The organism is Priestia sp. JSM ZJ58 (assembly GCF_044383985.1).
Taxonomy (GTDB): Bacteria; Bacillota; Bacilli; order Bacillales; family Bacillaceae_H; genus Priestia; species Priestia zanthoxyli.
This window is the reverse complement of sequence record NZ_JBISEM010000001.1, coordinates 2,196,443-2,221,841: the sequence shown is the minus strand read 5'-3', so window position 1 is coordinate 2,221,841 and position 25,399 is coordinate 2,196,443. Positions and strand designations below refer to the sequence as shown.

Genomic DNA, 25,399 nt, shown 5'->3' with positions numbered 1-25,399 from the left:
GTTTAAAGGTTTTCATCTCCTCTTTTTAATATTCGAGATGATTGTTCCAATAGCGGCTCCAAAGCACAGGGAATCGCATCTGTAAACCATCCTCATCATCTTCATCCCAATCAAGATCCAATTCTTGCTCATCGTACCACACTGGATCAAACTGGTCATATTTATCATAATAATAGTCGTTATCTAAACCTGTCTTTTCTTCGTAAGCTTCACACGCTACAGAAAGTAATTCTTCTAATTGAGGAGCATAGCCTTCTGCTTCTAATGGTTTAAGTACAGAAATCATCGTCTCAGGAGATTCAACCGCTTTATAATATATGTCTTTTCCCTGATATAAAAGCCACGCTCTAAAATAATCAAAACAATCATCTGAACAACCGCCCATTACAATATAAGCTGCTGCCCACAATGAAGAAGTATAGGATTGATCAAAATGCTGATTTAGTAGCTGATCAAAGCGAAAAATGTCCTTTTCAGAACGCTTCGCTAGCGTGGAGCGGAGCCATTCCATTTGCTCATCGACATCTAATTTTGTCTTCGCCTTTTTTATCAGTTCCCAAAAGAGAGACTCTGACATCGTGCTGTCTTTCATTACTTGCATCGAACAAGTTAAAGGCTTATATCCTTTCTTCAATTTTGCACGAATCAGCTTTTCAGCTTCTGCTTCACAAGCCTCTGCGGAAGCAAACTCTTTCACTTGCATGCGACCGGCTGTATCAACTTTTCCAAAGTGAATGATTAACTTGCTGTCTCTTCTTTCAACTTTCCAAAATTTATTCGATTGCTCATCTTTATACACTAAGGTTATTTGCATGATACATTCCCCTTTTTCATCCCACTACTATTGTGAATAGTTCTCTTTTTACAATTTATGTAGATTCACAGCGCTTCATAATCCATTTTCTTTGCTTTTTTAACATGTTTCAGTTGATCTTACTATTGCTGAGGTCGTTTAAACAGTGAGTAATGACCACAAATTTGTGTAAAATGTTCATTGGTTGCTTTTTGTTGCATTTACAACATTTTATTTTTCCTTTATACTCTTTTTATATCACGTATTTTTATTATACAAAAAAGAAGCCTAAATTCGTAGAAAAGGAAGGATTTTAATGAAAATTAAGCATGTTACAACAAAAGAGCAGCTTGAAGAAGTATTCCATATACGTAAAACAGTGTTTGTTGAAGAACAAGGAGTGCCGTTAGAAGACGAATTTGATGAACATGAGGAAACGGCAAAACATATGTTAATTTATTATAACAACGAACCAGCTGCTTCTGGCAGATTCCGCATAGTAGACGATTACGCCAAAATAGAGCGAATATGCGTATTAAAGGAATTTAGAAAATACGGGCTCGGAAAAGAAGTGGTGACCAGCTTAGAAGAAGCAGCGAAAAAAGAAGGCTTAACTCAATCTAAGCTTCACGGTCAAGTTCAAGCTGAACCTTTTTATCATAAATTAGGGTATAAGACTGCTTCTGATGTCTTTATGGAAGACGGTATTCCACACGTTATTATGAAAAAAGAGTTTACGTGTTAAAAAGGCTTCTTTGCACAGTTGCTTTAGTAAAGAAAAAGGCTCTCCGTAGAGAGCCTTTTTTGTGCTATTAGATTTTCATAATTCCGCCTGTGCTTGCAGAAGTTACAAGTTTAGAATATCTTGCAAGATAGCCTTTTTTCACTTTTGGCTCAAAGCCTTTCCAGTTTGCTTTTCGTTCTGCCCAAACATCTGGAGAAACTTGAACATTCATTGAACGATCTTCAATGTCAATCACGATGTGGTCGCCATCTTCGACAAATGCTAGCGGTCCGCCTTCAGCAGCTTCTGGAGATGCGTGGCCGATTGATAATCCACGTGAAGCGCCAGAGAAGCGTCCGTCTGTTAATAGTGCTACTTTTGCACCTAGTCCCATTCCCATAATTTGAGAAGTTGGAGCTAACATTTCAGGCATTCCCGGTCCGCCTTTTGGTCCTTCATAACGAATGACTACGACATGTCCTTCTTTTACTTTTCCGTTAGCAATACCATGCAGCGCCTCGTCTTGAGACTCAAATACAATTGCTGGTCCTTCGTGGCGAGTAATGCCGTCTTGAACACCGCCTGTTTTAATGATCGCGCCGTCTGGAGCTAAGTTACCAAACAATACAGCAAGTCCGCCTTTTTCTGTGAACGGCTTATCGATTGGATGAATAACGTTATAATCTTTTACATCGCATCCTGCAATGTTTTCGCCTAGCGTTTTTCCAGTAACCGTCATCGTATCTAAATGAAGAGCTCCTTCTTTTTTAGATAGCTCGTTTAAAGCAGCAGATACGCCTCCTGCTTCATGTAAGTCTTCAATAAATACATCCGAAGCCGGAGCGAGTTTTGCCAAGTGAGGCACGCGTTCCGCTACTTCATTAATGCGTTCTAACGGATAATCAATTTCAGCTTCATTTGCAAGAGCTAGCGTATGAAGAACTGTATTTGTAGAACCACCTAACGCCATGTCTAAAGCAAATGCGTTGTCGATTGCTTTTTCTGTTACGATATCACGTGGTTTTAAATCTAATTTAATTAATTCCATAAGCTGTTTAGCTGATTTTTTAACAAATTCTCTACGTTCAGGAGCAACTGCTAAGATTGTACCATTTCCAGGTAAAGCAAGTCCTAACGCTTCAGCTAAGCAGTTCATTGAGTTCGCTGTAAACATTCCTGAACAAGATCCGCATGTCGGACAGCCAAATTGTTCTAATTCAAGTAATCCTTTATCATCAAGTTTACCAGCTTGATGAGCTCCTACGCCTTCAAATACTGAAGAAAGAGAAATCTTACGGCCGTCGCTCGTTACGCCAGCCTTCATTGGTCCGCCGCTAACAAAAACTGTCGGAATATTCAGACGTAATGAAGCCATTAACATCCCAGGCGTGATTTTATCACAGTTTGGAATACATACCATTCCATCAAACCAGTGAGCAGATACTACCGTTTCAACTGAGTCAGCAATGATTTCACGACTTGGTAATGAATAACGCATACCGATATGTCCCATCGCAATACCGTCATCTACACCGATAGTGTTCATTTCAAAAGGTACGCCACCAGCTTCGCGAATCGCATCTTTTACGATTTTACCAAACTCCTGTAAGTGAACATGACCTGGTACAATATCAATATATGAATTGACAACCGCAATAAACGGTTTGCCGAAATCCTCTTCTTTTACACCAGCTGCACGCAGTAGGCTGCGGTGTGGTGCTCTGTCGAATCCTTTTTTGATCATGTTACTTCTTAATTCTGCCACAATAATTCCCTCCGTATTCATCTAACCTATTAAAAACTAAATCTTTTTAAATTGTTTAATAATTTTTAATATAAATACTAATTTAACAAATCACACAAAGGTTTGTAAAGGTTTATGACAAAATAATCATTTTTTATTTTAAAATAGTAAAATCACCTGCATAAATTAGTATAATATATACATATATCCCTTATTTTACAGGAAAACAGAAGGTGGATGCTGAGCATGAAACAATCCTTTTATTACAGAGGTCATCAAGAAAAAGAAATATTTGCACAAAAATGGAATGTTGAAAACCATTCTGCAAAAGGCGTTGTCCAAATAGCCCATGGGATGGCCGAACATATTGGACGCTACGAGTACTTTGCTAATGTATTAACGCAACATGGATATATCGTATATGGGAATGATCACCGAGGTCACGGTCAAACAGCTTTAAAAGATGAAGACAAGCGTTTTTTTGCTGAAGAAAATGGTTTTGATACAGTAGTCTACGACATGATTGCTCTGACTAAGCACATTTCGACGGAACACTCCGACCTACCGATCTTTCTTTTCGGTCACAGCATGGGGTCTTTTCTAACGAGAAGATATATTCAATTGGATACAGAGCACATTCATGGTGTGATACTCTCAGGTACTGGCAGCATTCCTTCCCTTTCACTGCAGGGCGGTATATTAGCTGCGCAAATAGAGATAAAGAGAAAAGGGTTACGATCTCCTAGCCCTTTGCTTGATAAACTCTCTTTTGGACAATACAATAAATCATTTCATCATGCTCGGACACCTTTTGATTGGTTAAGTCAAGATAATGAAGCTGTAGATTTATATGTAAATGACCCTTATTGCGGTGGGGTTTTCACAGCGGGGTTTTTCTATGACTTACTAACAGGAATCAAACAAATCTCTAACTTAGCTAATATAAAGCTAGTTCCATCAAGCCTGCCTATTTATTTGGTATCTGGAGAACATGATCCAGTAGGCAGCTATACAAAAGGCGTAGTCAAAGTATATAACGACTTTAAAAAGGCAGGATTACAGGATGTAAGTTACCGTTTTTTTAAAGAGTGCCGTCATGAATTGCTGAATGAATTAAATAAAGATGAAGTGATAGAAGATATACTAAATTGGCTTAACGTGCAAATAGACAAAAAAACGGTTCGTGTGTAGACACGAACCGTTTTTTTATTAAGCAAATACAGATGTTAATACAGGTACTACTTGTTTTTTACGTGATACAACGCCTTCTAAGACAGCTGTATTGTTTTCAAGCGTTACGTTGTATGCTTCTTCTACTTTTGAAGCAGCAGAACCTAATGCTAATGCAGTAGAGTTGCTGTTTAAAATATCTGTAACAACTAAAAGGAATAATTGTAATCCTTTTTCTTCGATTGTTTTAGTAATCGCTTCTTCCAATTCAACTTTGCGCACTAAAACGTCGTTTACGTCAATTGCATTCACTTGTGCAATTTCAACTTTGCTTGTGCCCATGCTGAATTCTTTAGCATCTAATGAAATTAATTGTGAAGCTGTTTTATCACCTAAGTCAGCTCCAGCTTTTAGCATTGCTAATCCGTACTCTTCTGCATCTACGCCTGCAATTTCCGCTAATTCTTTAGCAGCTGCAACGTCTTGGTCTGTGCAAGTTGGTGATTTGAATAATAAAGAATCAGAAATGATAGCTGATAGCATAAGACCTGCGATGTTAGGTTCGATTTCTACGCCGTTTTCTTTATACATCTTGTTTAAGATCGTTGCCGTACATCCAACTGGCTCTGCACGATAGTATAAAGGATCTGCTGTTTCGAAGTTAGCAATACGGTGATGATCAATTACTTCAAGCACACGAACTTGATCAATATCGTTTGCACTTTGCTGGCGTTCGTTGTGGTCCACTAAAATAACTTCATTTGTTTCTTTAGATACTTCATCAACGAAACGTGGTAGTTCAGCGTTGAACTTTTCAAGAGCGAATTGCGTTTCACCGTTAATATCGCCTAATCGAATTGGTTCAGCGTCTACACCTAATTTATTCTTTAAATCAGCGTATGCAATTGCAGAACAGATTGTATCTGTGTCAGGATTTTTATGTCCAAAAATTAACGTCTTTGCCATCTTAAATCTCTCTCCTTCTTACGTATGTAAATAGCATTCTTGCGTAAAGTTAGTTAATTCGTTCACGCAACATTGCCATTTTAACATAAACTTTTACATTATTTTAATTTTTTTGCGAAAAATGATGTTCATCCGCAGATATTTTGCCATTTTGTATCTTTTTCACAGTAAAAACACCTCTATTTCCGATATAAATAGAGGGTTTTATACGTTCATTATATAAAAGTTAACGATAAAACACAACCTGTCTCTCTATCACTTGATAGATAACTTAAACGCAGTATCTTGCCACTTTTGATAAAGAAAAAGTAGAACAGCAATAACCATCATTAGTACAAATAATAAAAAATGATTCATTCCCTTCAGTGTATAAATGTCTAGTTTTTCAAAGGTAGGACTCATGATAAATGCCTGAAATAAATCGAACGCTGCATTGATAATCATAAACATCCAAAAGCCAGGATAGGTAAAATAAAAAATAAAAAGCGTTCCTATTATAAATATGCCAAAAGGAAAAGGCGTCATATTAACAAAGAAAAAAAGAGTTTCATTGACTTCCCACCAGTTAAAGCGATCTGCAATTTGAAAAACCACCGTTAACAATACCACTCCGAATAGCGATACAGCCATATACCGCTTTACTCGCTCTTTATCAACTGCAAAAAGCAATAGCCAAGGACCGATAAAAAGCACCCACATTACGATTTGCGCCATGAGCTTTCCACCTTTCACTTTCAAAAAGAGAATATATATTATTCTGTCCTTATTTATGTAAAATAACCAAGAAAAGCACCCTTGTTAAAGGGTGCTTTTCTTGGTTATCGTCGCAGTGTAAAGTTGAAATGTTCATTTACTATAGCTCCTAGCTCTTCAAGAAACTGCTGAGCAGTCATTTCCTCTACGCTTTGGGTATACCAAGCAAGCTGAGATTTTTTATGAACATTGTTGTGATATACATCTCTTGACCAATATGTTTTTGATCGGTATGTATAATTAAAGTGAATGAATAGTTCACTCCCGTCTGGACACTGCAACAATACGCGGTAATGTGGATTACGACGATTTTTATCTAAACTCATTTCTTTGATCTGCGCTAACATTATTCACCTCTAAAGCCATTACTTAATCATTTAAAGGTAAATGCCACACCACGCTATGTCCTAGCTCTGCCATCAACTAGAAAATCATATATTTTCTAAAATTCTACACGATATAGGACAAAAGAGGAAGAGATAATTTATTGGTGGACGTGTAAAGTTTCATATAAATCTTTTAGCTGCTCAGGGTATTGAGACCTTACGTAATAACCCGTAGGACGGTGCTCGATTAAATGAGAAGCAAATAAGTAGCCGATGAGCACGTGCATTTGTTCATCTGAAGTTTCTTGGTTTAATTCTCTTTCGAGTCGTTCAGCTAAATGTGAAGCCAGCTGTTTAATTTTTTCATCATGTGATAAAAAAAGCATTTTGTTCTCCCCCTTATAACGAATAAGTAACGCGGCCAATTCTAATAAAGACAAAGTCTTGCTTTTATAAGGATAATTATATTTTATTTTACAATAAAAGTATATAAATAGTTCTAAATATTCAAAATATAATTTGTTTCTTTTGGACTATTCGGCAACAAACAAAAAAAAGAAGCGGGACAGCTCCCGCTTCTTTTACGTAAAAAGATGTTCGATTATCGAAATTTATTCCACTTCCACTGCCCAGCCGAATGGATCTTCCACTGTACCATTTTGAATACCTGTTAGAGTGTCATACAGTTTTTGTGATACTTCTCCCGTGTTTCCACCGTTGATGACCATTTTCTCGTTATTCCAAAATAGTTCGCCAATTGGAGAAATAACTGCAGCTGTACCTGTTCCAAATGCCTCTTCTAGTTTGCCTTCTGAATAAGCTTGCTTAATTTCTTCCATAGAAATACGGCGCTCAGTTACAGGCATATTCCAGTGTTTTAGCAGTTCAATGATGGATTTACGCGTAATTCCTTCCAAAATGCTTCCGTTCACAGATGGCGTTACTACTTCTCCATCGATTTTGAAGAAAATATTCATGCTTCCTACTTCTTCAATGTACTTGCGTTCAACGCCGTCTAACCACAGTACTTGTGAATAGCCTTTTGAGTCAGAAAGCTGCTGAGCTTTTAAGCTTGAAGCATAGTTTCCGCCTGTTTTAGCTGTCCCTGTCCCTCCGGCTACAGCACGAACAAATTCGCTTTCAACCGCAATTTTTACAGGAGCAATCCCTTCTTTATAATATGAGCCAACTGGAGATAGAATAATGATAAATTGGTAGCGGTCAGATGGCGCTACTCCTAAGTAAGGCTCTGTCGCGATGACAAATGGACGAATGTATAGTGATGTACCTTCAGCAGTAGGAATCCATTCGCGGTCAATTTTAATCAGCTGTTTTAACGCTTCTAGCGCTAAGTCTTCGTCAACATGAGGAATACAAAGACGATCGTTTGATTTATTTAAACGTTTGAAATTCTCATCTGGTCTAAATAATAATACTTGCTCTTTTTTTGTTACATATGCTTTTAGTCCTTCAAAAACAGACTGCCCGTAATGAAAGATCATGGATGCCGGATCTAATGTGATAGGTTGATAAGGTACAATACGAGCATCGTGCCATCCTTGGCCTTCTGTATAATCCATAATGAACATATGGTCCGTGAAGATTTTCCCGAATTGCAATTGATCAGATTGCGGCTTTTCTTTTTTTGTTTGACTTAGTGTTACATCGATTGAATAAGTTGTCATAGTTGTTTCTCCTTGCTCTTTATATTTACGGGTTTTTCGCTTAAACCTCTATATAAGTTACATTGTACAACTTTAGGGAAGCGTGTCACAATAGTTAGAGACGAAAAATTCTAAAAATTTTATAAAAATTATAAAGAAATAGCACCTAATCGAATTAAGTGCTGAATTGAAAAGGTTTTCTTTCTAAAAAAATTATTTCTACATTTTATTTACAACCATTTATAAACCAATTTTCACTCGAAGCTTTTCATCCTGTATTGAAAAATGTTTGATTTTCCCTACTGGAATGACTTTCACTTTATCAATTTCATTGAGGTTGATATGAATTTGTTTTTCTTCATACGTAGTAACAGGCGGCTTATGAAAAATTCGATAGTTGATCCAATTTTGATTAAGAGGTTTCATTTCATGGATTTTGAATACAAGCGTACGTTCTTTGGCTTCAAGAGGTTCTAGCACAATAGAAAATGGAATTCTCACCAGAAATTTTTTAATAATTCCATTCACGTGAATATAGGAGTCTTGAAATGAAATAGAAAATTGCTGAATTTGATCTTGCTTTGTCATTTGCTTTTGAAAAATCCGCATGAGCATAGAAGCGGATATAGGAACGGTTACACCGCTTTCAGCCATCTTTTCTTTCATTTTTGCCTGCACATCATCACTAATCACATCGTTTAGCTTTCTCTGTACCCAATCCTTCATGATGCACCTCCGCTATGAAGTTATGTTTCTGTTTCCTCTAACGTACGAATTGAAGCTATTAAGTGATTTGACACGTCGGCGAGCCGATCTTTTGTCAGCTTTCCTTCAGCAAGGTAGATGGGCTTCCCAAAGGAAATGACAACGGGCTCCTTTGAAAATATCTCTTTTACATTTGCGGGTCCTTTGTAAACTGCGGGTACAATAGGAACCTTTGCCATGCTCGCTATAGTGACTGCTCCTCTTTTTAAGGGAACGTCTTCCTCTGTTCGCGTGCCGCTAGGGAAAATCCCGACGATATGTCCTTCTTTTGCTAATTTAATAGGTGTTTTAATGCTGCTGGGTCCCGGGTTGTTACGATCTACTGGGAATGCGTTAAGTTTTTTTAATACATTACTAGTGAGTATATGATTAAAAAGCTCCTTTTTTGCCATAAAATGAATTTGGTGAGGCAAAATAGCCGCACCAAGCGCTACAACGTCTACCCATCCCTTATGCGAACAAGCGATCACAAAACCTGTGTCTGTTGGTAAAGACTCTTTATTCCTTATGTAAAGCTTGCCTCTTCTTTTTAATAAAAATTTACATGCGTGAGCCGCAAGATTATACATAAACATTTCCTCTTCCCTCTATTATTTGAAAATATATACAAAATTATATCACTTGATATTAATATCTGGTACTGAAAACTAAATGTAACATCTTTTTACACGATAGCTTACCTACTTCTCTATATATTGTAAAAAAGTAGATATTGAAACCTCTGTTTTTGGTCAACTTGACTAATGACATCCCTTAAAAAACATTTTACTATTAATGTATCATTCTAAATGTAATATTTATTAACATTACATGTGATATAATTAAAGGAGGTTTTTAGGTGAATAACCAAAATCGGCCGTTTCGACTAGCTTCATTAGGATTACAGCACGTACTCGCTATGTATGCGGGTGCCATTCTCGTTCCGCTGATGGTAGGACGCGCATTAAATTTAAATACACATGACTTAGCCTATCTCGTAGCCATTGATTTACTGACCTGCGGACTAGCTACGCTGCTGCAGGCTTGGACGAACAGGTGGTTTGGGATTGGTCTTCCTGTTGTACTTGGAAGTTCATTTGTAGCGGTGACTCCTATGATTGCGATTGGAACTCAATATGGAATTAGCGCTGTTTACGGAGCGATTATTGCCGGTGGTATTTTCATCGTACTGGCAGCAAGTTTTTTAGGCAAAATTATTAAATTTTTTCCTCCAGTTGTCACAGGAACGGTTGTGACGATGATTGGTTTATCACTTGTACCATCCGCTGTCCGAAATATGGCAGGAGGAGTAGGAAGCAAAGATTTTGGTTCTCTTTCTAATCTTCTTCTATCTTTTGGTGTTCTAGCGCTTATTTTAATTTTAAATCGATTTTTCAGCGGTTTCCTTCGTTCTCTTTCTGTGTTGATTGGAATTGTAGCCGGAACAATAGCCGCTGTATTAATGGGAAAAGTTAATTTCACTAACTTTAATGAAGCTTCTTGGCTGCACATTCCCACTCCTTTTTATTTTGGGATGCCCACTTTTGAAATTGGACCGATTTTAACGATGATTCTCGTATGCTTGGTCATTATTATTGAGTCTACAGGCGTATTTTTAGCGTTAGGAAAACTGTGTGATCGGGAATTAACTGAAAAAGATTTTACAAAAGGCTACCGCGCCGAAGGAATCGCCATTGTTCTTGGAGGGCTATTTAATGCTTTTCCTTACAATACATTCGCTCAGAATGTAGGACTGGTTCAATTATCGAAAGTAAAAACAAAAAATGTAGTGGTAGTAGCCGGCTTCATTCTCGTATTACTGGGGCTTGTTCCGAAAATAGCTGCTTTTACAACCATTATTCCCACCCCTGTTTTAGGAGGAGCAATGGTCGTGTTGTTCGGTTTAGTTATTTCATCAGGCATCAAAATGCTAAGTGCTGTCGATTTGGCCAAACAAGAAAATTTGCTGATTATTGCGTGCTCTCTTTCACTTGGCCTTGGTGTAACGGTGGTACCTGATTTATTCGCTCAGCTCCCAAGTGCTTTGCGCGTAATTGTAAGTGATGGAGTTATTACGGGAAGCTTGGCTGCCATTTTATTAAATCTCTTTTTTAACGCATCAATTGAACGAAAAGTACCTTCTGTCTCTTTAGAGAAGACAGATTATTCGGAAATAAAATAAAGAGGTGTAGTATGAATAACGTATCCGTGCAGTATGTAAATCAGCTTAGCAAGCAGCATTTTGTCTCATTAGTTGGTGATATATTTGAACATTCACCTTGGGTTGCAGAAGAGGCTTATTCTAAGCGCCCTTTCTCGTCCGTTGAACAACTTCACGGAAAGATGAAAGAAATTGTAGCGCAAGCATCTGTAGAAAAACAGCTTAAGTTGCTGAAAGCTCATCCAAATCTAGGTGAAAATATCGCTATGACATCTGCTTCTACTGAAGAACAAACAAAAGCAGGCTTACAAAACTTAACACAAAATGAGTATGAACAGTTTTCTTCTCTTAATGGAATGTATATGGAAAAGTTTCCTTTCCCTTTTATTTTGGCAGTACGAGGTAAACAAAAAGAAGATATTTACGAGGCAATGCAAAGTCGTTTACTAAATACCGAGAAAATAGAGTTTGCTACAGCGTTAGAAGAAGTATATAAAATTGCTTTCTTTCGTTTAACTGATAAAATTACTGAAGATAAGGAGACAAAGAAACGAGCATGACTAAAATTACAACGCATATTTTAGACCTCACTCACGGATGTCCGGCTGCTTTCGTCAAAGTTGATTTCTATCACATCCAGTCAGAAAGTAAACGAATAAAGCTTTCTCATGGTACTACAAATGAAGACGGAAGATTAGCAAACCCGCTCTTCTCTTCTGAAGCGTTTGAATCAGGAGATTATGAACTTTTGTTCCATATTGGGGAATACTATAAAAAACAAGAAGTCCAAACAACAAATCCGCCCTTTTTAAATCAAGTTTCTGTTCGAGTCGGATTGTCTTCTGAACAAGAACATTATCACATCCCTTTGCTTGTATCACCGTGGGGATACCAAATTTATAGAGGAAGCTAAAAAAAGAAACGGCGTCTTTAAACGTCGTTTCTTTTTAATTCAGCAATTTAGACATATAGTACTCATCAATAAACAAACCGCCAATTCGCAGGGAATGTTTTTTCGTTCCTTCAATTTCGAATCCTACTTTATCATATAAAGAAAGAGCCTTTTCATGCTGTACAGCGACTGTGAGCTCAAGACGGTGAATATGGTGTTCTCTTGCCCATTCCTCAAGCGCAGCGAATAAAGCCGTACCAATCCCTTGATTTTGAAACGTTTTTCTAATACCTAATGTCAGAGCAGCGATGTGAGCGTTTCGGTTAGCTTCACCCCCTGTTGCAGCTATATATCCCACAAGCATCTCGCTTTCTTCTGCTACAATAATCGTAGAGTTTGGCTGTTGCTTAAAGATTTCGATGTTTTTCTCCTGCTGATCCGTACTCAGCTTTCGCTCTCCGCTTTCGAACAGCATAAACTTACTTTCTTCTTCAATCTGTTTAAGCAAATCTACAAAGTTTGCAGCATCATGTAATTCTAGTTCTCTAATTTGCATGCTGATCCCCCTTTTTGTGTGTCCCTTTTGTTTGTATATGTATTGGTTCACCTTTATAAAATATAGCTTTACAGTTTCTTACGAAAAATACGGCTTTTTAAGTAGCTGCAGTAGAACGAAAAACCTACTAATCTCCCTTTTTTTGAAATCCTTTTTTCCTCTGTATAATTTTAAATCACTTATCAACTTCTGTAAATTTTTTAGATTCCCTCTTTTAATTTCCATTTATCTTCCTTTTATATGGGTTTGAATTGGATCTAAGGAGACCTTTTATAGAAAACACATGACTATTATCCTGTTTTTTGTGAAGAAAGAAAGCAATAAATGTAATTTTATTTATAATCGTTTAGAATAGAAAAAGTGGAAATTTTATGTACCTATCCTCCTTAATTATTGGTCTGTGAAAGGAAATTATTATGAAAGTACAACCCGCAAAATGTGGTGTATATGTCTTAAGCGGTCTAGGGGCTGTTATGGTGTTCTTCTTACTTTTACTTAAGAACAGTGCTTTCTTTCTAGAGGAAGAATACGATCAAAACAAACCTGAAGCTGCGCTTGCGGTCAACGAACATACCTATCACCTTCACAAAGGTTCTATTAACTGGTCAAACGGCCGTTCAACAACAAAAAAAGAAATAAATGTATATGATTTATATACATACATATCGCAGCAAAAAAGCATACCATTGAAGCAGCAGCAATCAGTTAAGCTCCATTTTTCCAACCTAGACGGCGCTTATATTCGCGGCGTGAACGTGCATATATGGAAAAATAACGGCGAAAAAACCAAGCTGTTTGTCAAAAATAATGAATTTAAGATTCCTAAAAATCAAGGTTTTTACGTTGTAGATATCGTGATTAACTCTACAAGAGGAACCATGCAATATGCGGCAAATGTGCAAATACAGTAAGTTTGGTTGCAGTAAGTAAAAGGGGCAGAAATTATAGAAGGGATCAAAAAGTTATCACAAAAAAAGAGAGCAATATGCTCTCTTTTTTATAAAATGAAAAAGACGTCCACGCAGGACGTCTTTGATGCGTTTGTGGCGGGGACCGTGTGACCACATTCACACGTTTAGCTCGAAAGCATGTCCTTCGACTTACACAAATTAGCTCATCGCTTTATTAATATAACATCCGCCATAGAAAAAAGCAATCAATTTTTAAATAGTTTTTTCTATTTATACATATTTCGCAAGAATCCACAAAATAATATGCATGCGTAGCTATTCAATCTCTCCATTTTTAGTCTATTTTATCCCTTATTCGAATACACTAATAGACCAACCTATGCGCAGTTTTTGAAAAAGGATGTGAATAGCTTGTTTCAAATCACTGATTTCCCTGAATTTTCATGGTCGTACTCTAGGCATAAAATGATCACACAGTGCAAACGAAAGTATGCATATCATTATTATGTCTCACACAACGGATGGCTCGACAGCGCTTCTGCACAGTCTCAAAGCGCTTATCGTTTAAAAAAGGTTTCTACTTTATCTATGTACGCAGGACAAGCCGTCCGTCAAGTGATTACAGAAGCCATTTCTGACTATACATCTACACAGCTTGTCCCGGATGAACAAAATTTAGTGAAGAAAGTGCAGCAGCTACTAAATAACGCACTGCGTGACTCTACTGACTACGGAGAGCTTTGGTATCATAAGCCCGCTCAGTATAAAATGCTTTTAGAATTCTACGAAAATGGCTATATTTCTAAAAAAGATCTTAAAGACATGCACACACGGGTACAAATTTGTATACATCACTTTTTGCAAAGTAAATCGTTTTGCGACATGGTATCTTTACCTTTAGAAGTAGAGTCTCATCAGTCATTTCGTTCTATAAATGTGTATGATCATAAAGTATATGCTCCCTTCCATTCTCTTTTTAAGCATACAAATACAGAAGAATTTACGATTGTTGATTGGAAAACGAGTAAACAAACAAAAGATGATTTGTTTCAACTGGCGATATACGCCCTCTACGTGCTAGCCGAATACAATATTTCCGTTGATGGGATAAAAGTCCGAAACGAATACTTGCTTTCGGGCAGTTCGCGTACGTATCAGCTTACCCTTCACGAAATTGAAGCTGTTCTTCGGCAAGTTGATACAAGCATTGATTATATGAAAACTTTTTTGGAAGACTCAGAGGTAAATCAGCCTCTTCCGCTTGAGCATTTTCCTAAAGCAGATACGCCTGCCTCCTGTCACGGGTGTGCATTTAAAGAATTGTGCCAAACGGGATAAAAAACAGCTGAAGATGATTTATATTTTTTGCTAAACTTTTTTATTGTCAAAAGAACCTTTACTAGCATATAATTTGCATTAAGGAAACATTTTATACTTCATATAAAAAAATTAGCTTGGGCTATTTATTGTTCATCAAAGAAAGGAGCACTAGACATGAAAGATCAAAACGGCAGTAAAGCATTATCAGCTATGCAGCTAAGTGCTCAAGACGTATTGTCGGGTAAAACAAAAGGAATTAAGCGATTATTACCTTTCTTAGGGCCTGCCTTTATCGCAGCGGTTGCTTATATTGACCCAGGTAATTTTGCTACTAACATCGCAGCAGGCTCTCAATACGGATACATGTTGCTTTGGGTTGTATTAATTTCTAACTTAATGGCTGTCTTAATTCAATCGTTATCAGCTAAATTAGGTATTGCAACAGGCTTGAATTTACCCGAGATAGCACAGGAACACTTCCCGTCCTTCGTTTCTTTTGGGCTTTGGATCCAAGGGGAATTAGTCATTATGGCGACGGATTTAGCAGAATTTATTGGGGCTGCTCTTGGAATTTATTTATTATTTCATATTCCTTTGTTCCCAGCTGCACTCATCGCAGCGGTAGGTTCTTTTGCTATTTTAGAGTTACAAAGACGAGGTGTTCGACTGCTAGAAGCAGCGATTGCGGCAATGGTTTTTATTGTGGTATTAGCTTTTGGGACTCAAATGTTTCTTGCGCATCCAGACGGCGCAAGTGTTGTCCAGGGCTTATTTGTCCCTCAGTTTCACGGGACAGACAGCGTGCTGTTAGCTTCTGGGATTTTAGGTGCTACAGTTATGCCGCACGCGATTTATTTGCACTCAGCTCTTACGCAGCGCCGCGTGGTAGGAACTACAGAATCGGAGAAAAAAGCGATTTTCCGCTTTGAATTTATCGATATTGTGATTGCCATGATTATCGCTGGTGCAATTAATGCAAGCATGCTGATTGTCGCAGCCGCTCTATTCTTTAAAAACGGACTAAACGTGCAAGATTTGGACGTGGCTTTTACACAATTTGAACATTTAATTGGTCCTTTTGCAGCTATTGCGTTCGGTGTTGGATTATTATCTTCAGGACTTTCAAGTTCTTCGGTCGGAACAATGTCTGGAGATGTCATCATGCAAGGATTTATTAAACGCAGAATTCCTTTATATCTTCGTCGTTTCATTACAATTATTCCGCCGCTTTTGATTATCGGACTTGGCGTAAATCCAACAAGTGCACTAGTTGTCAGTCAAGTTATTTTATCGTTCGGAATTGCATTTGCGCTTGTACCTCTTATCATGTTTACAAGTAATAAAAAAATCATGGGCGGGTTGGTTAATCATAAAGCAACAACTACTGTAGCTTGGGTGATAGCTGCATTAGTCATTTGTTTAAATATCTTTTTGATTTATCAAACGTTAGCATAGTAAATAAATCAAACTTTCAAGAAAAAACAAAAAAGAGACCCTGAAAAGTTAGATATAGTCTAACAATTGGGTCTCTTTTTTATTATTTTTTTATTAAACGATAGTAAAAATGAAGTAGACGAGAGTTCCAATAATGGCCGACAGTACTAAGCAACCCAGTGGATATAAATAAGAATAGTTTTCTTTACGGATTGAAAGAAGGCGATCCACAATAAAAATAAGAATGACGCCCAACATTCCGAATTCAAACATTAATAACCCAAAAATGGCGTGAAATATGAATGACATGATAAAATCAATTTTTTTACTACGGTCTTTTACAAAAGCACTGACTAATAAATCAACGATAACCGTGCCTAACGTCCCCATTATTAAAAAGAAGGGTGTAAAAAATAAAAGGTATAAAGGAAATAATTCGCTGAAATGCGAACTGTTTTTCTTTATAGTAAAATTGGGAATTGACTCTTTTATCCCTGGTATAAAACAAAAAAGCAAAGCAAAAAGAAAGGCAGCTATGATAGCCGCTGATAGTTTTCTATTTAAATGCATGTTTATTTTTTTATTACTGAATTCAGTATTTGTTTTTGTATGTTTATGATTCATATGTCTTTAACGTGATGTACGCACCTTTTCCTTTCTCGTAACTTTTTATCCACATTTTATGTCCAACTTTTGTTACCAGCACTTACAATGATACACGTTCTTTTTAAAATTGACTACATTAACACGTTTAATGTCTACTTTCTTTTTCTATAAAACAAAAGACAGGCGTTTTTTCTATATGTAATTAATACTCTTGTTTAGCTCCTTTAACAGGATAAAATTGTGCATCCGTTGTGAAACATAATATTGACCGTGTTTTGATTGTTCGCCAAACGCTAATCGATCATCGGTTTCATCTTCTGTCGCTACCCTGCTTACAGGCGCCATCGTTTCATCTGTTGCTGAAATGGTGTCTGCTCCAGGGGCATGTTTAGGTTGAGGGTTTTTGTAAGTGACGTGCGTATCGCCTTGTTTGTCTTCACAAGCGGCGAGACTTGTGAACAAAACAGCCGCTACAAGGCTTCTGGTAACTATTTTCTTCATGTTATTCCTCCAATGACTAGTCTATATACTATGCTACATGGTATTTATCTGGGAATCGAGGATAAGATTGGTTTACTATGCAGGAAGAAGAAAAAGTGACTGAAGTCAGTGAGATTTGGAACGGATATAGGACTTTCAGAGACTTTTGTTCTTGTTTTTACAACAAAAAAAGAGACGATTTACGCCTCTTTTTGTTTGTTCGTATTACGAATTTAGTTCATCTAAAATTGAATGCAGTTCACTTAAATGGGTAATTTCATAAGTAGGAATGACTTCATTTCGCTCTTTATCGTGACGATTAATCCATACAGATTTCATTCCAACGCGAGAAGAACCCAGTATATCTGTCATTAAATTATCTCCAACCATGATCGCTTCATCTTTCTTTAAATCCATAAGTGATAAAGCATGGTCGAAAATAGATGGATCAGGCTTACCCTGGCCAAATGCCCCTGAAATCACAATCTCATCAAAATATGGAACTAGTTCTGATGTAATATCTAATTTGGTATTTTGTAAGTCAGGTGAACCGTTTGTTAACAGCAGCAGCTTGTACTTTCCTTTTAATTGATCAAGCACTTCAAACGTTTCTTCGTATACAAACGGTGTTTTGCGGCGCTCTAAAGGAAAACGTTCAGCTAATTCCGCTCCAAAAGCATCGTCGTGAATTCCTAGAGCACGAAGGCCTCGAGTCCAAGCTTCTTTGCGATAAGTAGGAACAATATCTTTCATTTTGCGGAATTCATCATGATCGTCTAAAAAATTTCCCCATAACCCTTCAAATGGATTAATGCCAATCATTTGCGTAAATTCATAGGTTTCATACGAAGCATATAATTCTCTTGCTTCCTTACGCACCGCTTCTTCTAGTTCTTCAGGTTTTAGATTATATTTTTCACTTGCATATGTACATGTTGCAACGAATGCTTCTTTTACGCTTTTTTGATCCCAAAGTAGCGTGTCATCTAGGTCGAAAAAAACCGCTTTAATCATGGATGTGTGTACCCCCTACTGTTTTTGAAAAAGTTTAACTATTCTTACACTAGATTACAAGGATACACACAATAAGTCTAGTGTATTTGCAATTTATTGTGTAAATTTATTTTTATAAAGGATCACCTTTACAAACAAATTTACAGAAATAAAAACAGCTGATATAATCACAGCAGGTATATATGCAGGAGGTTTTATATGGAATCGTTAGAAGAAATATTCGGCATTCCCACCGTTCGTACAAGTAAGCGCTTAAGCAGAGTCGTTGCCGCACACTTACGTCCTTTTGGGATTACGCCAGAACAGTGGACCGTTTTAAAGCGCGTATCAGAAGCTGAATATAGTACACAGAAGCAATTAGCTGAGCGAGCAGATAAAGATCAAGCGACGCTGACTAAAATTTTAGATTTACTAGAAAAACAAAATTGGATTCAGCGTGTTAGAAATCCAGAAGATCGCCGCTCGTTTTTTATTCAAATAACAGAAGACGGCCTGCGTTTAAAAACAGAAGTGACGCCTGCTGTAGAACAGGTATTTTCCGAATTAACGTCTCAGCTAAACGAGCAGCAGGTAAAGATTTATACCGACACTTTACAAAAACTTGAATTCCGCGCCGAACAATTGCTTCAAGACGCAGAAAACCTGCGTTAAATACCCAAAACCCCACAGGTAACATTCTGCGGGGTTTTATACGTAGTTGGCAATACATAATACTTCTTTAATTTTTGAAATCACTTGTTTGGTTTCATCTGTTAAAGAGGTGAATTTAAACGCGATGGATTCTGCATTTGGATTAATGAAGGGTTCTTTATTTGTGTCTTTGCGGTAGTCTTCAATTTGTTCTAAACAATATTTTAAAATAAACGACAAGTTTGCACGTCGAAATCTCAAACTGACGGTAGAAGGCCATCTTTTTTGAAACTGATTGCTCCCTTCATATTGAATCGCTCCGATGTAGCGTTCTCCGGATAAAAAAGATTCTTTACTTCGATATAGCTGAACGGTTTGGGCTGTTCCGCTCCAGTCAATATAAATACCTGCTGTTTCACAAACTTCGTATATGTAATGAAAAAGCTCCGTTACTTCTCCGAAATGGTAGTGAAGCGGATGTTTAGCCGTCATAGGTAGCTCCCTCCTTTATCGACTTTCTACCATTATATTGTAGGAAAAGTAACTTATTCATTTATACAACTTATTTCATACGCATGAGCAGTAAAAATGAAAATATATATTTTTTAGTTTACATAAAAATATTATAAGTAATTAGCGATAGCCCGACTTTCGAAACGCGTCGTATACCGTATCCTCTTGAAGTTTTTCAAGATAAACGTTCGTTGTAGCAATAGAAGAATGCCCCACTACTTGTTTCACAACCGCAAGCGGAACGTCATTAGCTAAACTGTTTGTAATAAAGGTATGACGAAACCAATGAGGAGAAATAGACGCGTTTCCTTTTACTTTATAAACAGCTGACTTAATCGTTCGATACAATGTTGTATAGGATAATCGCTTCTTTTCGCCGGTACGATAATACTCTTTAATAGAGTAAAAAAGCGGTTCAGTGTCAAAAGGACTTAGTTCGGTGCTTTCGTTTAACGCTTGCCGATAAGTGAAAAGTGTTTCTTTCACATCATCAAACACGGGAATAGTGCGTTCTTTTTTTCCTTTACCAATCACATCTACAACCAAATTTCCGCGGCGGTCTTCGCGGAAGCTTCCCCAATTTAAACTTAGCAGTTCACTTGAACGCATTCCACTCATATACAAAAGCATTCCCATTAAGCGGTTGCGCGCTTTAAATTCCTTTTCATGCTGGCGAATGCGCACGACGGATTCTAACGCATTTACAATTACCTGTGCTTCGCGATCGGTTAGCTCTCGGTATTCGGTACGATTTTGTTTTTCCTTATCACTGTAATGTCCTTTTGCGATAGATGGTTTTTCAATCCACGTCGTATACAGCGAAGGATAAAAATGAGTAGCGTGTCCAAACTCTAGCATTCTTCTAAAAAATTCTAGTTTTCTTGCAGCGGTGCGATTGGCATATTGATTCATCATTTCTTCATTAAATAATTTGACTTCCATAAATCCAATCGATTTTAATGTAATCTCTCGTTCATAAAAAAAAGACAGAATCGTTTTCATGTCTTGATTGTAAGATCTGATCGTATGAGGAGAAAGTGATTTTTTGATAATACGCATTGAAAAAAAGAGCTGAATAAATTCTTCATCTGAAACGTGCTTTAAATTCAAGTTGTTATCTTCATCTAACAGCTCTGCCTCTTCCCACTGCTCTTTTAGCTGGCGAAACGAATTTTCCGCAGGCGATAATTCAAATTCTTCCATTTCAACCCTCCTAATTACCACAAATAAATGAATACCTTTTAAATGATCCAAAATGGTATATAACGAGTTTTTATCAAACTGCAACAAATACCATTAAAATTTTTCAAAAACCTCTCAAAACTCAATTTAGAAAGCCGTTTTTTAAAGATTTTAATAAAAACATCCATTATATGTAAAATAAATTCTATTTTCTGCTTATTACTCTACTTTATCATATGAACGCTTGATAAGGAAGAGTTATCTTGCGTTAGTTAACTAAAGGATTCTATTTGTGTTATACAGTAGAACACTATTAGAAGTTTAAGCGGTACTGACTTTGGATAATCAGTAAATTAGATTGACGTCCTCAAAGGAGCCTCTTTACAAATAAAAACATCACGCTTGGCGTGATGTTTTTTAAAGTGATTCAATTTTAGTCAGGTGCAGCTGTTTGTTGCTGTAAGAAACGGTATACGTTCGGTAATACTCTTTTTCTTGACTTTGACCGTTCGTTGTAATGGAAATGACTTCTTTCGTTTGGATTGTATAGACCGCTTCGTCCTCTTCTTCACTCACAGATTCCACGTCTAATACCGAATAATCAACGAGTTCTTCTCGAATGTCTCTTTCATACAGCATTTTCACAAGTTGCTTTTGATCATTCCATAAAACACTATCCCGCTGGATATAAGGCTGTACGTGTTCAAATTTATTCGTGTTAATGGACTTTGTTAAATCTTGCAAATAATGTTCAATAAAAATATCTGCTGTTTCTTGATCAACCTTTTGGATGTTTTTAAAATTAAAATCTTTTTCATCCTTCTCTTCTTTTTCTTTTTCACCTTCGGTAAAATCGTCGATTCGCTGAGAGCTGATTTTGCTGATGGCATATTTTTTATTGTTCTCTTTAAAAATCAAAATTTCTTCCTTTTCCCCTTTTTCATTTGTACGAGTGGTTTCACCTTGGTATGAAATATCACTCGAAGGATTAATTGACTTTACGTATTCGATATATTCATCGGCCGTAATGTTCAGGTATTTTTGATGATAGGTAACTTCATCCCATTCATTTAACTTCCAGTGCTTATTAACGTATTTAAAATTCATGTAAATGGTCAGGCCGCCGCTTCCTTCTTTACTAATTGGCTCAATGGCTGATACTGAAAATTGTCCAGCGTGGTTGTTAATAAGTTCAAAGCGAATAAGGTGAGTTACATCAGGAAAAAAGCTCATATTACATTCTTTGCAGTAATAGTTAGTAGAGATACTTTTTAACTTTGTTGCAATTAAAGACGATGTCGCATATGGCGTTAGCGCTTTTTTTAATGTTTCATACTCAGCAGGGTTAGATTCATTTTCCCATTCATACTCTTCACCCAATTCTTTATAGGTACTTGAAATTTTGTTCATCGTCTCAACCGCAGTTTTTTCTGCTTTTTTTTCTGATACAAGATCAGGTGGAAGAGAGGACTTAGCTTGATCTTTTGGGATCACTTCATCTGAGGAAGGTTCGGTTGGTTTGGATAACTTAACTGTTTCTTTTTCTTCACAGGCTGTCAAAACCATTAGCAGCAGTAGAACGAATGCAATCGTCCATTTTTTATGCATAAGGTGTCCTCCTCAATGCCGAATTTAGTCTGTTTTAAAAATGATCTTTAATTCTCAAACGTATCGAGCACGTAATCACCGCTTGGAATTCCCCACTTTGCCTTTTTATTTTGATCTGTTTTAGCAAGTAATGAAATCGAATTTTCTTTGAGCGTAATGACAATTGTTCCTTTATTTCCTTGTCCATCATTTTCATATTCAATGGCTGCTTGGTTATTTTCAAAGCGAATATTTTTTTGTTCAACGGTTGACACGCGGATTTTGCTAGGTGGCTGGTACGAATTTATTTTAATCGTTGCTTCCGAGTTGGATGTAGCAAGAAATTGAATGATAGGAGATCCGTTATCATTGCCAGTGGTCCATTTTCCATCGTAGTCGTGTAAATCTGTTGTTTGTGTAGTGGGAGTTTCAGTGCTTGCATTTGGTTTAGATGAAAAGTCAAATGGTTCTACACTGGATAACTTTAACGTATCGTTTTGATAAACGGCTGTATAAAGGCGGTCACAAATTTTAGTATAAGGATCTTTACCCGGCTGCTTTAATAAGCTTTCTTCGTGGGTTTGTATTTTGAACACATGGTTAGGTTCTTCATACCAATTGACAATATGAAACGTTTGCTTCTTCTGCTCGATGCCTTGGCGTGTGAAATTTTCAACAAGAAGGTTCTGCTCTTTATAAAAAGAACTGTCTGTTTTCAAAAAAGCTTTTAGATCATCAAAGGAGTTTTGATCAACTGCTTTTCCAAACGCTGAAAAGTAATCAGTCATCCACGCTGTAATAAATTTTCCGGTTATTGCTTCTTTATCTAAATCAATCGATTGAATGCTTTCTACCTGTGTTTTTGGTTCATTTAGTACTTTTTTTGCATCTTTTTCTACTATCATGGTATTTCCGTCTTTTATTGTCTCTTCTTGCTGACAGGCTGATAACAGAATAGATGAAACAACCGTGATAATGATTGTATTACGTTTGTTCATCATAATTGCCCCTTCTTTATCTAATATAAATGTATGTATATTCTTCCAACAAACAGACCTAGTATATCATTCTACAAAAAAACGCTCAACCCTTTAATTTCACAAGAAAAACGGCTTGCCTTTACAGCGAGCCGTTTTTTTCCTATTTAATTGATGCTTCTTGATACGAATTGGCTCCTTCTTTTTTGAGCTGTCTAGAACCATAAAAGACATAGTAAATAATTGAAAGAAGGAAAATTCCAAGAATCACATACATTAAAGGTAGAGAAACGCCAAACAACATTAAACTTGTTGTAAGCACACTGTATTTTATAATGCTGTATAAGCACAGAATCCCTAATACTAAGGCAATGCTTGGCACTACCGGGTAATTTACTTTAAAAGGACGAGACAAGTTAGGTTCTTTTTTGCGTAAAATAAAAAGAGAAACTAAACTGATGCAGTACATCATCATTGCTCCGAATACAGATAAGATAATAAGGGCATTGGCAAACGTGGCAGATCCTGCACAAATCACACCGATTGCTCCCGGAATCAACAAACCACCGACAGGAACTCCTTTTTTATTCGTTTTAGCAAGAAATTTAGGGAAGTAACCATCTCGTGCAAGCGCATAGGTTTGTCTTGAAAATCCCATGATGATTCCATTTAAACTAGCAATCAATCCGAATAGCCCGATAATAGCAACAACGGTTGAAATGCCGTTTCCGTATACAGAAGACAGTGCCTGTGGAAGTGGATAATCAGCTAGCTTTCCGCTTCCTCCGCCAAGTCCTGCTGTTACAAATAGTGTAAACAACGTTGCGGTTGCAAGAGTAATAATCGCTCCAATAAATCCTTTAGGAATGTTTTTCTTAGGGTTTTCCACTTCTTCCGCTGCCATTGCTCCGCCTTCTATTGCAAGATAGAACCAAACAGCGAATGGAATAGCCGCTAGTACCCCTGTTGGCCCGTTAATAAATGAATGATCGTTGAAAATATTTGATGTTTGTACATGAGGCAAACCAGCTACATAAAAAATAGATAAACCAATTAGTGCAACAATGGTAGCTGTAAGCTCAATCACCGCTACTTCTTTTACCCCGATTAAATTTAGTAAAACAAAGAAAATAAAGGCACCTACCGTTGCATATACAGGGTTAAAGGCTGGGATAAGAAAGTGCAGGTATGCTCCTGTTGATACCGCAATAGCAGGAGGAGCAAAAATAAATTCAAGCAAGCATGCAATTCCGGCGATATATCCGCCAAAAGGTCCAAGTGCTCTTCTTGCATAAGCTGAAGGTCCACCAGCTTGCGGGATAGATGTTGAAAGCTCTGCATAGCTGAACATAAACGTTGTGTAAAACACCGTTACAATTAAGGTTGCAATTGCAAGTCCGATAATCCCGCCTTGTTCAAACCCGTAGTTCCACCCAAAGTATTGTCCTGAAATAACCATACCAACTGAAATAGCCCATAAATGAATAGGTTTTAATTGTTTTTGTAACGCCATACGTTCTCCTCCTTTTGATGTTTAGACAATAAGATGTACACCGCTTGTTTGCTGCTTAATCATTTTGTCAATCATGGTACCGATATGTGCGGCTGCCTCAATAGGAGGCGTTCCTCTTTTATGAATATTAGAAATAACCATACGATCAGACTCTTTTTTGCCTTTGCTAGGTTCATAGCACATGTAAGCACTCATGGATTCAGCACTGACCAGCCCAGGTCGCTCTCCAATCAATAGCACAAGTGCTTTTGGCTTTATGATTTCACCAATTTCATCCATACATGCAACTCGTCCTCCTTTTACAAAAAACGAAGTCCCGATACGAAGTCCATATGACTCCAGTGAATCAATTAAAGCAGGATACACGTCGCTCATGTTTTCTTCAATTGCCTTAGCGCTCAGTCCATCTGATACCACTACTTGTACATCAGGCTGTGGCACGCAGTTTTTTAAAATCTCTTTCTTAGCGTCATCTGCTAATAACCTCCCTTGATCCGGCCGTTTTAAATAATGTTCTTTTGACTCCGCGCGTGTATTCACAGAAAAAAGGTTAAACTCAGATAGAATATCTTCTGAAACTGAGCCGTATACAGAGTCTACGGCTGCGGCATGATCTGTGCGAAAAGATAAAACGTCTTTTGTTAGCGGCCTTGTTCCCGTACGACCAACACCTATGCGGGCAGGGGTAAATTGTTTAAGTGTTTCAAGCGGATCGCGATTTGACTTTGGTATCATAGTA

Annotated in this window: 28 protein-coding genes; 9 read left to right on the top strand and 19 right to left on the bottom strand. The window is 37.2% G+C overall.

From position 1 onward, the window contains the following. Positions 1-25: 25 nt before the first annotated feature. Positions 26-814 (bottom strand): DUF4240 domain-containing protein, encoded by a 789-nt coding sequence (locus ACH6EI_RS11845; protein WP_028413195.1) that lies wholly within the window; start codon positions 812-814, stop codon positions 26-28. Positions 815-1,109: 295 nt separating this feature from the next. Here ACH6EI_RS11845 and ACH6EI_RS11840 point away from each other — a divergent pair, with 295 nt between their 5' ends. After that, positions 1,110-1,538 (top strand): GNAT family N-acetyltransferase, encoded by a 429-nt coding sequence (locus ACH6EI_RS11840; protein ID WP_028413194.1) that lies wholly within the window; start codon positions 1,110-1,112, stop codon positions 1,536-1,538. Between the two features lie 67 nt (positions 1,539-1,605). On the opposite strand, the gene ilvD is transcribed toward ACH6EI_RS11840, so the two are convergent. Beyond that, positions 1,606-3,282: a dihydroxy-acid dehydratase gene (gene ilvD, locus ACH6EI_RS11835; RefSeq protein WP_013083330.1), complete on the bottom strand. Its 1,677-nt coding sequence runs from the start codon at positions 3,280-3,282 to the stop codon at positions 1,606-1,608. Between the two features lie 225 nt (positions 3,283-3,507). Here ilvD and ACH6EI_RS11830 point away from each other — a divergent pair, with 225 nt between their 5' ends. Next, entirely contained in the window at positions 3,508-4,452 is a 945-nt protein-coding gene (locus ACH6EI_RS11830; protein WP_394530709.1) for an alpha/beta hydrolase, read from the top strand. An 18-nt stretch (positions 4,453-4,470) separates the two neighbouring features. On the opposite strand, the gene ACH6EI_RS11825 is transcribed toward ACH6EI_RS11830, so the two are convergent. The 7 genes from ACH6EI_RS11825 to ACH6EI_RS11795 all read right to left on the bottom strand — a co-directional run bounded on the left by ACH6EI_RS11825 (position 4,471) and on the right by ACH6EI_RS11795 (position 9,474). Next, on the bottom strand, positions 4,471-5,397 hold the full coding sequence (locus ACH6EI_RS11825) for a manganese-dependent inorganic pyrophosphatase (RefSeq protein WP_014459925.1): 927 nt from the start codon (positions 5,395-5,397) through the stop codon (positions 4,471-4,473). Positions 5,398-5,652: 255 nt separating this feature from the next. Continuing rightward, positions 5,653-6,111: a hypothetical protein gene (locus ACH6EI_RS11820; protein ID WP_108674738.1), complete on the bottom strand. Its 459-nt coding sequence runs from the start codon at positions 6,109-6,111 to the stop codon at positions 5,653-5,655. Between the two features lie 104 nt (positions 6,112-6,215). Next, complete coding sequence (locus ACH6EI_RS11815) at positions 6,216-6,497, bottom strand: hypothetical protein (protein ID WP_098113017.1); 282 nt, start codon at positions 6,495-6,497, stop codon at positions 6,216-6,218. 137 nt (positions 6,498-6,634) lie between these two features. Beyond that, complete coding sequence (locus tag ACH6EI_RS11810) at positions 6,635-6,862, bottom strand: hypothetical protein (protein WP_014459922.1); 228 nt, start codon at positions 6,860-6,862, stop codon at positions 6,635-6,637. A gap of 225 nt (positions 6,863-7,087) precedes the next feature. After that, positions 7,088-8,161, bottom strand: a complete 1,074-nt coding sequence (locus tag ACH6EI_RS11805; RefSeq protein ID WP_098113018.1) for a branched-chain amino acid aminotransferase — start codon at positions 8,159-8,161, stop codon at positions 7,088-7,090. Between the two features lie 219 nt (positions 8,162-8,380). Then, the gene (locus tag ACH6EI_RS11800) at positions 8,381-8,866 is read right to left on the bottom strand and encodes a hypothetical protein (RefSeq protein WP_098113019.1); all 486 of its coding nucleotides are present in this window, start codon (positions 8,864-8,866) and stop codon (positions 8,381-8,383) included. Between the two features lie 20 nt (positions 8,867-8,886). Beyond that, entirely contained in the window at positions 8,887-9,474 is a 588-nt protein-coding gene (locus ACH6EI_RS11795; protein ID WP_098113020.1) for a lysophospholipid acyltransferase family protein, read from the bottom strand. Positions 9,475-9,743: 269 nt separating this feature from the next. On the opposite strand from ACH6EI_RS11795, the gene ACH6EI_RS11790 reads away from it, so the two are divergent. Genes ACH6EI_RS11790 through uraH form a run of 3 tightly spaced genes read left to right on the top strand, consistent with a single transcriptional unit; the run spans position 9,744 to position 11,958 of the window. Beyond that, on the top strand, positions 9,744-11,066 hold the full coding sequence (locus ACH6EI_RS11790) for a nucleobase:cation symporter-2 family protein (RefSeq protein WP_098999371.1): 1,323 nt from the start codon (positions 9,744-9,746) through the stop codon (positions 11,064-11,066). Between the two features lie 11 nt (positions 11,067-11,077). Further along, positions 11,078-11,605 carry a 2-oxo-4-hydroxy-4-carboxy-5-ureidoimidazoline decarboxylase gene (uraD, locus tag ACH6EI_RS11785; protein ID WP_098999372.1) on the top strand — a complete coding sequence of 176 codons (528 nt, stop codon included), beginning with the start codon at positions 11,078-11,080 and terminating at the stop codon, positions 11,603-11,605. Continuing rightward, positions 11,602-11,958 carry a hydroxyisourate hydrolase gene (gene uraH, locus ACH6EI_RS11780; protein ID WP_033579098.1) on the top strand — a complete coding sequence of 119 codons (357 nt, stop codon included), beginning with the start codon at positions 11,602-11,604 and terminating at the stop codon, positions 11,956-11,958. Before uraD ends, uraH begins: the two co-directional genes overlap by 4 nt. 34 nt (positions 11,959-11,992) lie before the next feature. On the opposite strand, the gene ACH6EI_RS11775 is transcribed toward uraH, so the two are convergent. Continuing rightward, positions 11,993-12,493: a GNAT family N-acetyltransferase gene (locus ACH6EI_RS11775; protein WP_098999373.1), complete on the bottom strand. Its 501-nt coding sequence runs from the start codon at positions 12,491-12,493 to the stop codon at positions 11,993-11,995. Between the two features lie 416 nt (positions 12,494-12,909). Between ACH6EI_RS11775 and ACH6EI_RS11770 the strand changes: the two genes are divergently transcribed. The 3 genes from ACH6EI_RS11770 to ACH6EI_RS11760 all read left to right on the top strand — a co-directional run bounded on the left by ACH6EI_RS11770 (position 12,910) and on the right by ACH6EI_RS11760 (position 16,179). Then, positions 12,910-13,404 (top strand): hypothetical protein, encoded by a 495-nt coding sequence (locus tag ACH6EI_RS11770; protein WP_014459914.1) that lies wholly within the window; start codon positions 12,910-12,912, stop codon positions 13,402-13,404. Positions 13,405-13,815: 411 nt separating this feature from the next. Then, the gene (locus tag ACH6EI_RS11765; RefSeq protein ID WP_098999374.1) at positions 13,816-14,742 is read left to right on the top strand and encodes a PD-(D/E)XK nuclease family protein; all 927 of its coding nucleotides are present in this window, start codon (positions 13,816-13,818) and stop codon (positions 14,740-14,742) included. Positions 14,743-14,898: 156 nt separating this feature from the next. Further along, positions 14,899-16,179 (top strand): Nramp family divalent metal transporter, encoded by a 1,281-nt coding sequence (locus ACH6EI_RS11760; RefSeq protein ID WP_098113024.1) that lies wholly within the window; start codon positions 14,899-14,901, stop codon positions 16,177-16,179. Positions 16,180-16,272: 93 nt separating this feature from the next. On the opposite strand, the gene ACH6EI_RS11755 is transcribed toward ACH6EI_RS11760, so the two are convergent. The 3 genes from ACH6EI_RS11755 to ACH6EI_RS11745 all read right to left on the bottom strand — a co-directional run bounded on the left by ACH6EI_RS11755 (position 16,273) and on the right by ACH6EI_RS11745 (position 18,258). Further along, complete coding sequence (locus tag ACH6EI_RS11755) at positions 16,273-16,782, bottom strand: hypothetical protein (protein ID WP_098999375.1); 510 nt, start codon at positions 16,780-16,782, stop codon at positions 16,273-16,275. Positions 16,783-16,956: 174 nt separating this feature from the next. Continuing rightward, positions 16,957-17,265, bottom strand: coding sequence for a hypothetical protein (locus ACH6EI_RS11750; RefSeq protein WP_223546629.1), 309 nt, complete (start codon positions 17,263-17,265; stop codon positions 16,957-16,959). Between the two features lie 204 nt (positions 17,266-17,469). Next, complete coding sequence (locus tag ACH6EI_RS11745; RefSeq protein WP_098999376.1) at positions 17,470-18,258, bottom strand: HAD family hydrolase; 789 nt, start codon at positions 18,256-18,258, stop codon at positions 17,470-17,472. 198 nt (positions 18,259-18,456) lie between these two features. On the opposite strand from ACH6EI_RS11745, the gene ACH6EI_RS11740 reads away from it, so the two are divergent. After that, entirely contained in the window at positions 18,457-18,909 is a 453-nt protein-coding gene (locus ACH6EI_RS11740; RefSeq protein WP_033579104.1) for a MarR family winged helix-turn-helix transcriptional regulator, read from the top strand. Positions 18,910-18,945: 36 nt separating this feature from the next. Here ACH6EI_RS11740 and ACH6EI_RS11735 read toward each other — a convergent pair whose 3' ends face one another. From ACH6EI_RS11735 to eutC, 6 genes are all read right to left on the bottom strand, one after another. Next, positions 18,946-19,380, bottom strand: a complete 435-nt coding sequence (locus ACH6EI_RS11735) for a hypothetical protein (RefSeq protein ID WP_013083346.1) — start codon at positions 19,378-19,380, stop codon at positions 18,946-18,948. 141 nt (positions 19,381-19,521) lie between these two features. Then, positions 19,522-20,604: a tyrosine-type recombinase/integrase gene (locus ACH6EI_RS11730; protein ID WP_098999377.1), complete on the bottom strand. Its 1,083-nt coding sequence runs from the start codon at positions 20,602-20,604 to the stop codon at positions 19,522-19,524. Positions 20,605-21,000: 396 nt separating this feature from the next. Beyond that, positions 21,001-22,191, bottom strand: a complete 1,191-nt coding sequence (locus ACH6EI_RS11725; RefSeq protein ID WP_099331050.1) for a TcaA NTF2-like domain-containing protein — start codon at positions 22,189-22,191, stop codon at positions 21,001-21,003. Positions 22,192-22,238: 47 nt separating this feature from the next. Further along, a complete protein-coding gene (locus ACH6EI_RS11720) occupies positions 22,239-23,168 on the bottom strand; it encodes a TcaA NTF2-like domain-containing protein (RefSeq protein WP_226313297.1) in 930 nt (309 codons plus the stop codon). 142 nt (positions 23,169-23,310) lie between these two features. Next, entirely contained in the window at positions 23,311-24,660 is a 1,350-nt protein-coding gene (gene eat / locus ACH6EI_RS11715) for an ethanolamine permease (protein WP_108674739.1), read from the bottom strand. Positions 24,661-24,681: 21 nt separating this feature from the next. Then, complete coding sequence (eutC, locus tag ACH6EI_RS11710; protein WP_098626582.1) at positions 24,682-25,395, bottom strand: ethanolamine ammonia-lyase subunit EutC; 714 nt, start codon at positions 25,393-25,395, stop codon at positions 24,682-24,684. Positions 25,396-25,399: the final 4 nt, after the last annotated feature.

Coding starts and splice junctions, on each gene's coding strand:
- ACH6EI_RS11845 (WP_028413195.1), bottom strand. CDS start 814: ATGCAAATAACCTTAGTGTATAAAGATGAGCAATCGAATAAATTTTGG.
- ACH6EI_RS11840 (WP_028413194.1), top strand. CDS start 1,110: ATGAAAATTAAGCATGTTACAACAAAAGAGCAGCTTGAAGAAGTATTC.
- ACH6EI_RS11830 (WP_394530709.1), top strand. CDS start 3,508: ATGAAACAATCCTTTTATTACAGAGGTCATCAAGAAAAAGAAATATTT.
- ACH6EI_RS11825 (WP_014459925.1), bottom strand. CDS start 5,397: ATGGCAAAGACGTTAATTTTTGGACATAAAAATCCTGACACAGATACA.
- ACH6EI_RS11820 (WP_108674738.1), bottom strand. CDS start 6,111: ATGGCGCAAATCGTAATGTGGGTGCTTTTTATCGGTCCTTGGCTATTG.
- ACH6EI_RS11815 (WP_098113017.1), bottom strand. CDS start 6,497: ATGTTAGCGCAGATCAAAGAAATGAGTTTAGATAAAAATCGTCGTAAT.
- ACH6EI_RS11810 (WP_014459922.1), bottom strand. CDS start 6,862: ATGCTTTTTTTATCACATGATGAAAAAATTAAACAGCTGGCTTCACAT.
- ACH6EI_RS11805 (WP_098113018.1), bottom strand. CDS start 8,161: ATGACAACTTATTCAATCGATGTAACACTAAGTCAAACAAAAAAAGAA.
- ACH6EI_RS11800 (WP_098113019.1), bottom strand. CDS start 8,866: ATGAAGGATTGGGTACAGAGAAAGCTAAACGATGTGATTAGTGATGAT.
- ACH6EI_RS11795 (WP_098113020.1), bottom strand. CDS start 9,474: ATGTATAATCTTGCGGCTCACGCATGTAAATTTTTATTAAAAAGAAGA.
- uraD (WP_098999372.1), top strand. CDS start 11,078: ATGAATAACGTATCCGTGCAGTATGTAAATCAGCTTAGCAAGCAGCAT.
- uraH (WP_033579098.1), top strand. CDS start 11,602: ATGACTAAAATTACAACGCATATTTTAGACCTCACTCACGGATGTCCG.
- ACH6EI_RS11775 (WP_098999373.1), bottom strand. CDS start 12,493: ATGCAAATTAGAGAACTAGAATTACATGATGCTGCAAACTTTGTAGAT.
- ACH6EI_RS11770 (WP_014459914.1), top strand. CDS start 12,910: ATGAAAGTACAACCCGCAAAATGTGGTGTATATGTCTTAAGCGGTCTA.
- ACH6EI_RS11760 (WP_098113024.1), top strand. CDS start 14,899: ATGAAAGATCAAAACGGCAGTAAAGCATTATCAGCTATGCAGCTAAGT.
- ACH6EI_RS11755 (WP_098999375.1), bottom strand. CDS start 16,782: ATGAATCATAAACATACAAAAACAAATACTGAATTCAGTAATAAAAAA.
- ACH6EI_RS11750 (WP_223546629.1), bottom strand. CDS start 17,265: ATGAAGAAAATAGTTACCAGAAGCCTTGTAGCGGCTGTTTTGTTCACA.
- ACH6EI_RS11745 (WP_098999376.1), bottom strand. CDS start 18,258: ATGATTAAAGCGGTTTTTTTCGACCTAGATGACACGCTACTTTGGGAT.
- ACH6EI_RS11740 (WP_033579104.1), top strand. CDS start 18,457: ATGGAATCGTTAGAAGAAATATTCGGCATTCCCACCGTTCGTACAAGT.
- ACH6EI_RS11735 (WP_013083346.1), bottom strand. CDS start 19,380: ATGACGGCTAAACATCCGCTTCACTACCATTTCGGAGAAGTAACGGAG.
- ACH6EI_RS11730 (WP_098999377.1), bottom strand. CDS start 20,604: ATGGAAGAATTTGAATTATCGCCTGCGGAAAATTCGTTTCGCCAGCTA.
- ACH6EI_RS11725 (WP_099331050.1), bottom strand. CDS start 22,191: ATGCATAAAAAATGGACGATTGCATTCGTTCTACTGCTGCTAATGGTT.
- ACH6EI_RS11720 (WP_226313297.1), bottom strand. CDS start 23,168: ATGAACAAACGTAATACAATCATTATCACGGTTGTTTCATCTATTCTG.
- eat (WP_108674739.1), bottom strand. CDS start 24,660: ATGGCGTTACAAAAACAATTAAAACCTATTCATTTATGGGCTATTTCA.
- eutC (WP_098626582.1), bottom strand. CDS start 25,395: ATGATACCAAAGTCAAATCGCGATCCGCTTGAAACACTTAAACAATTT.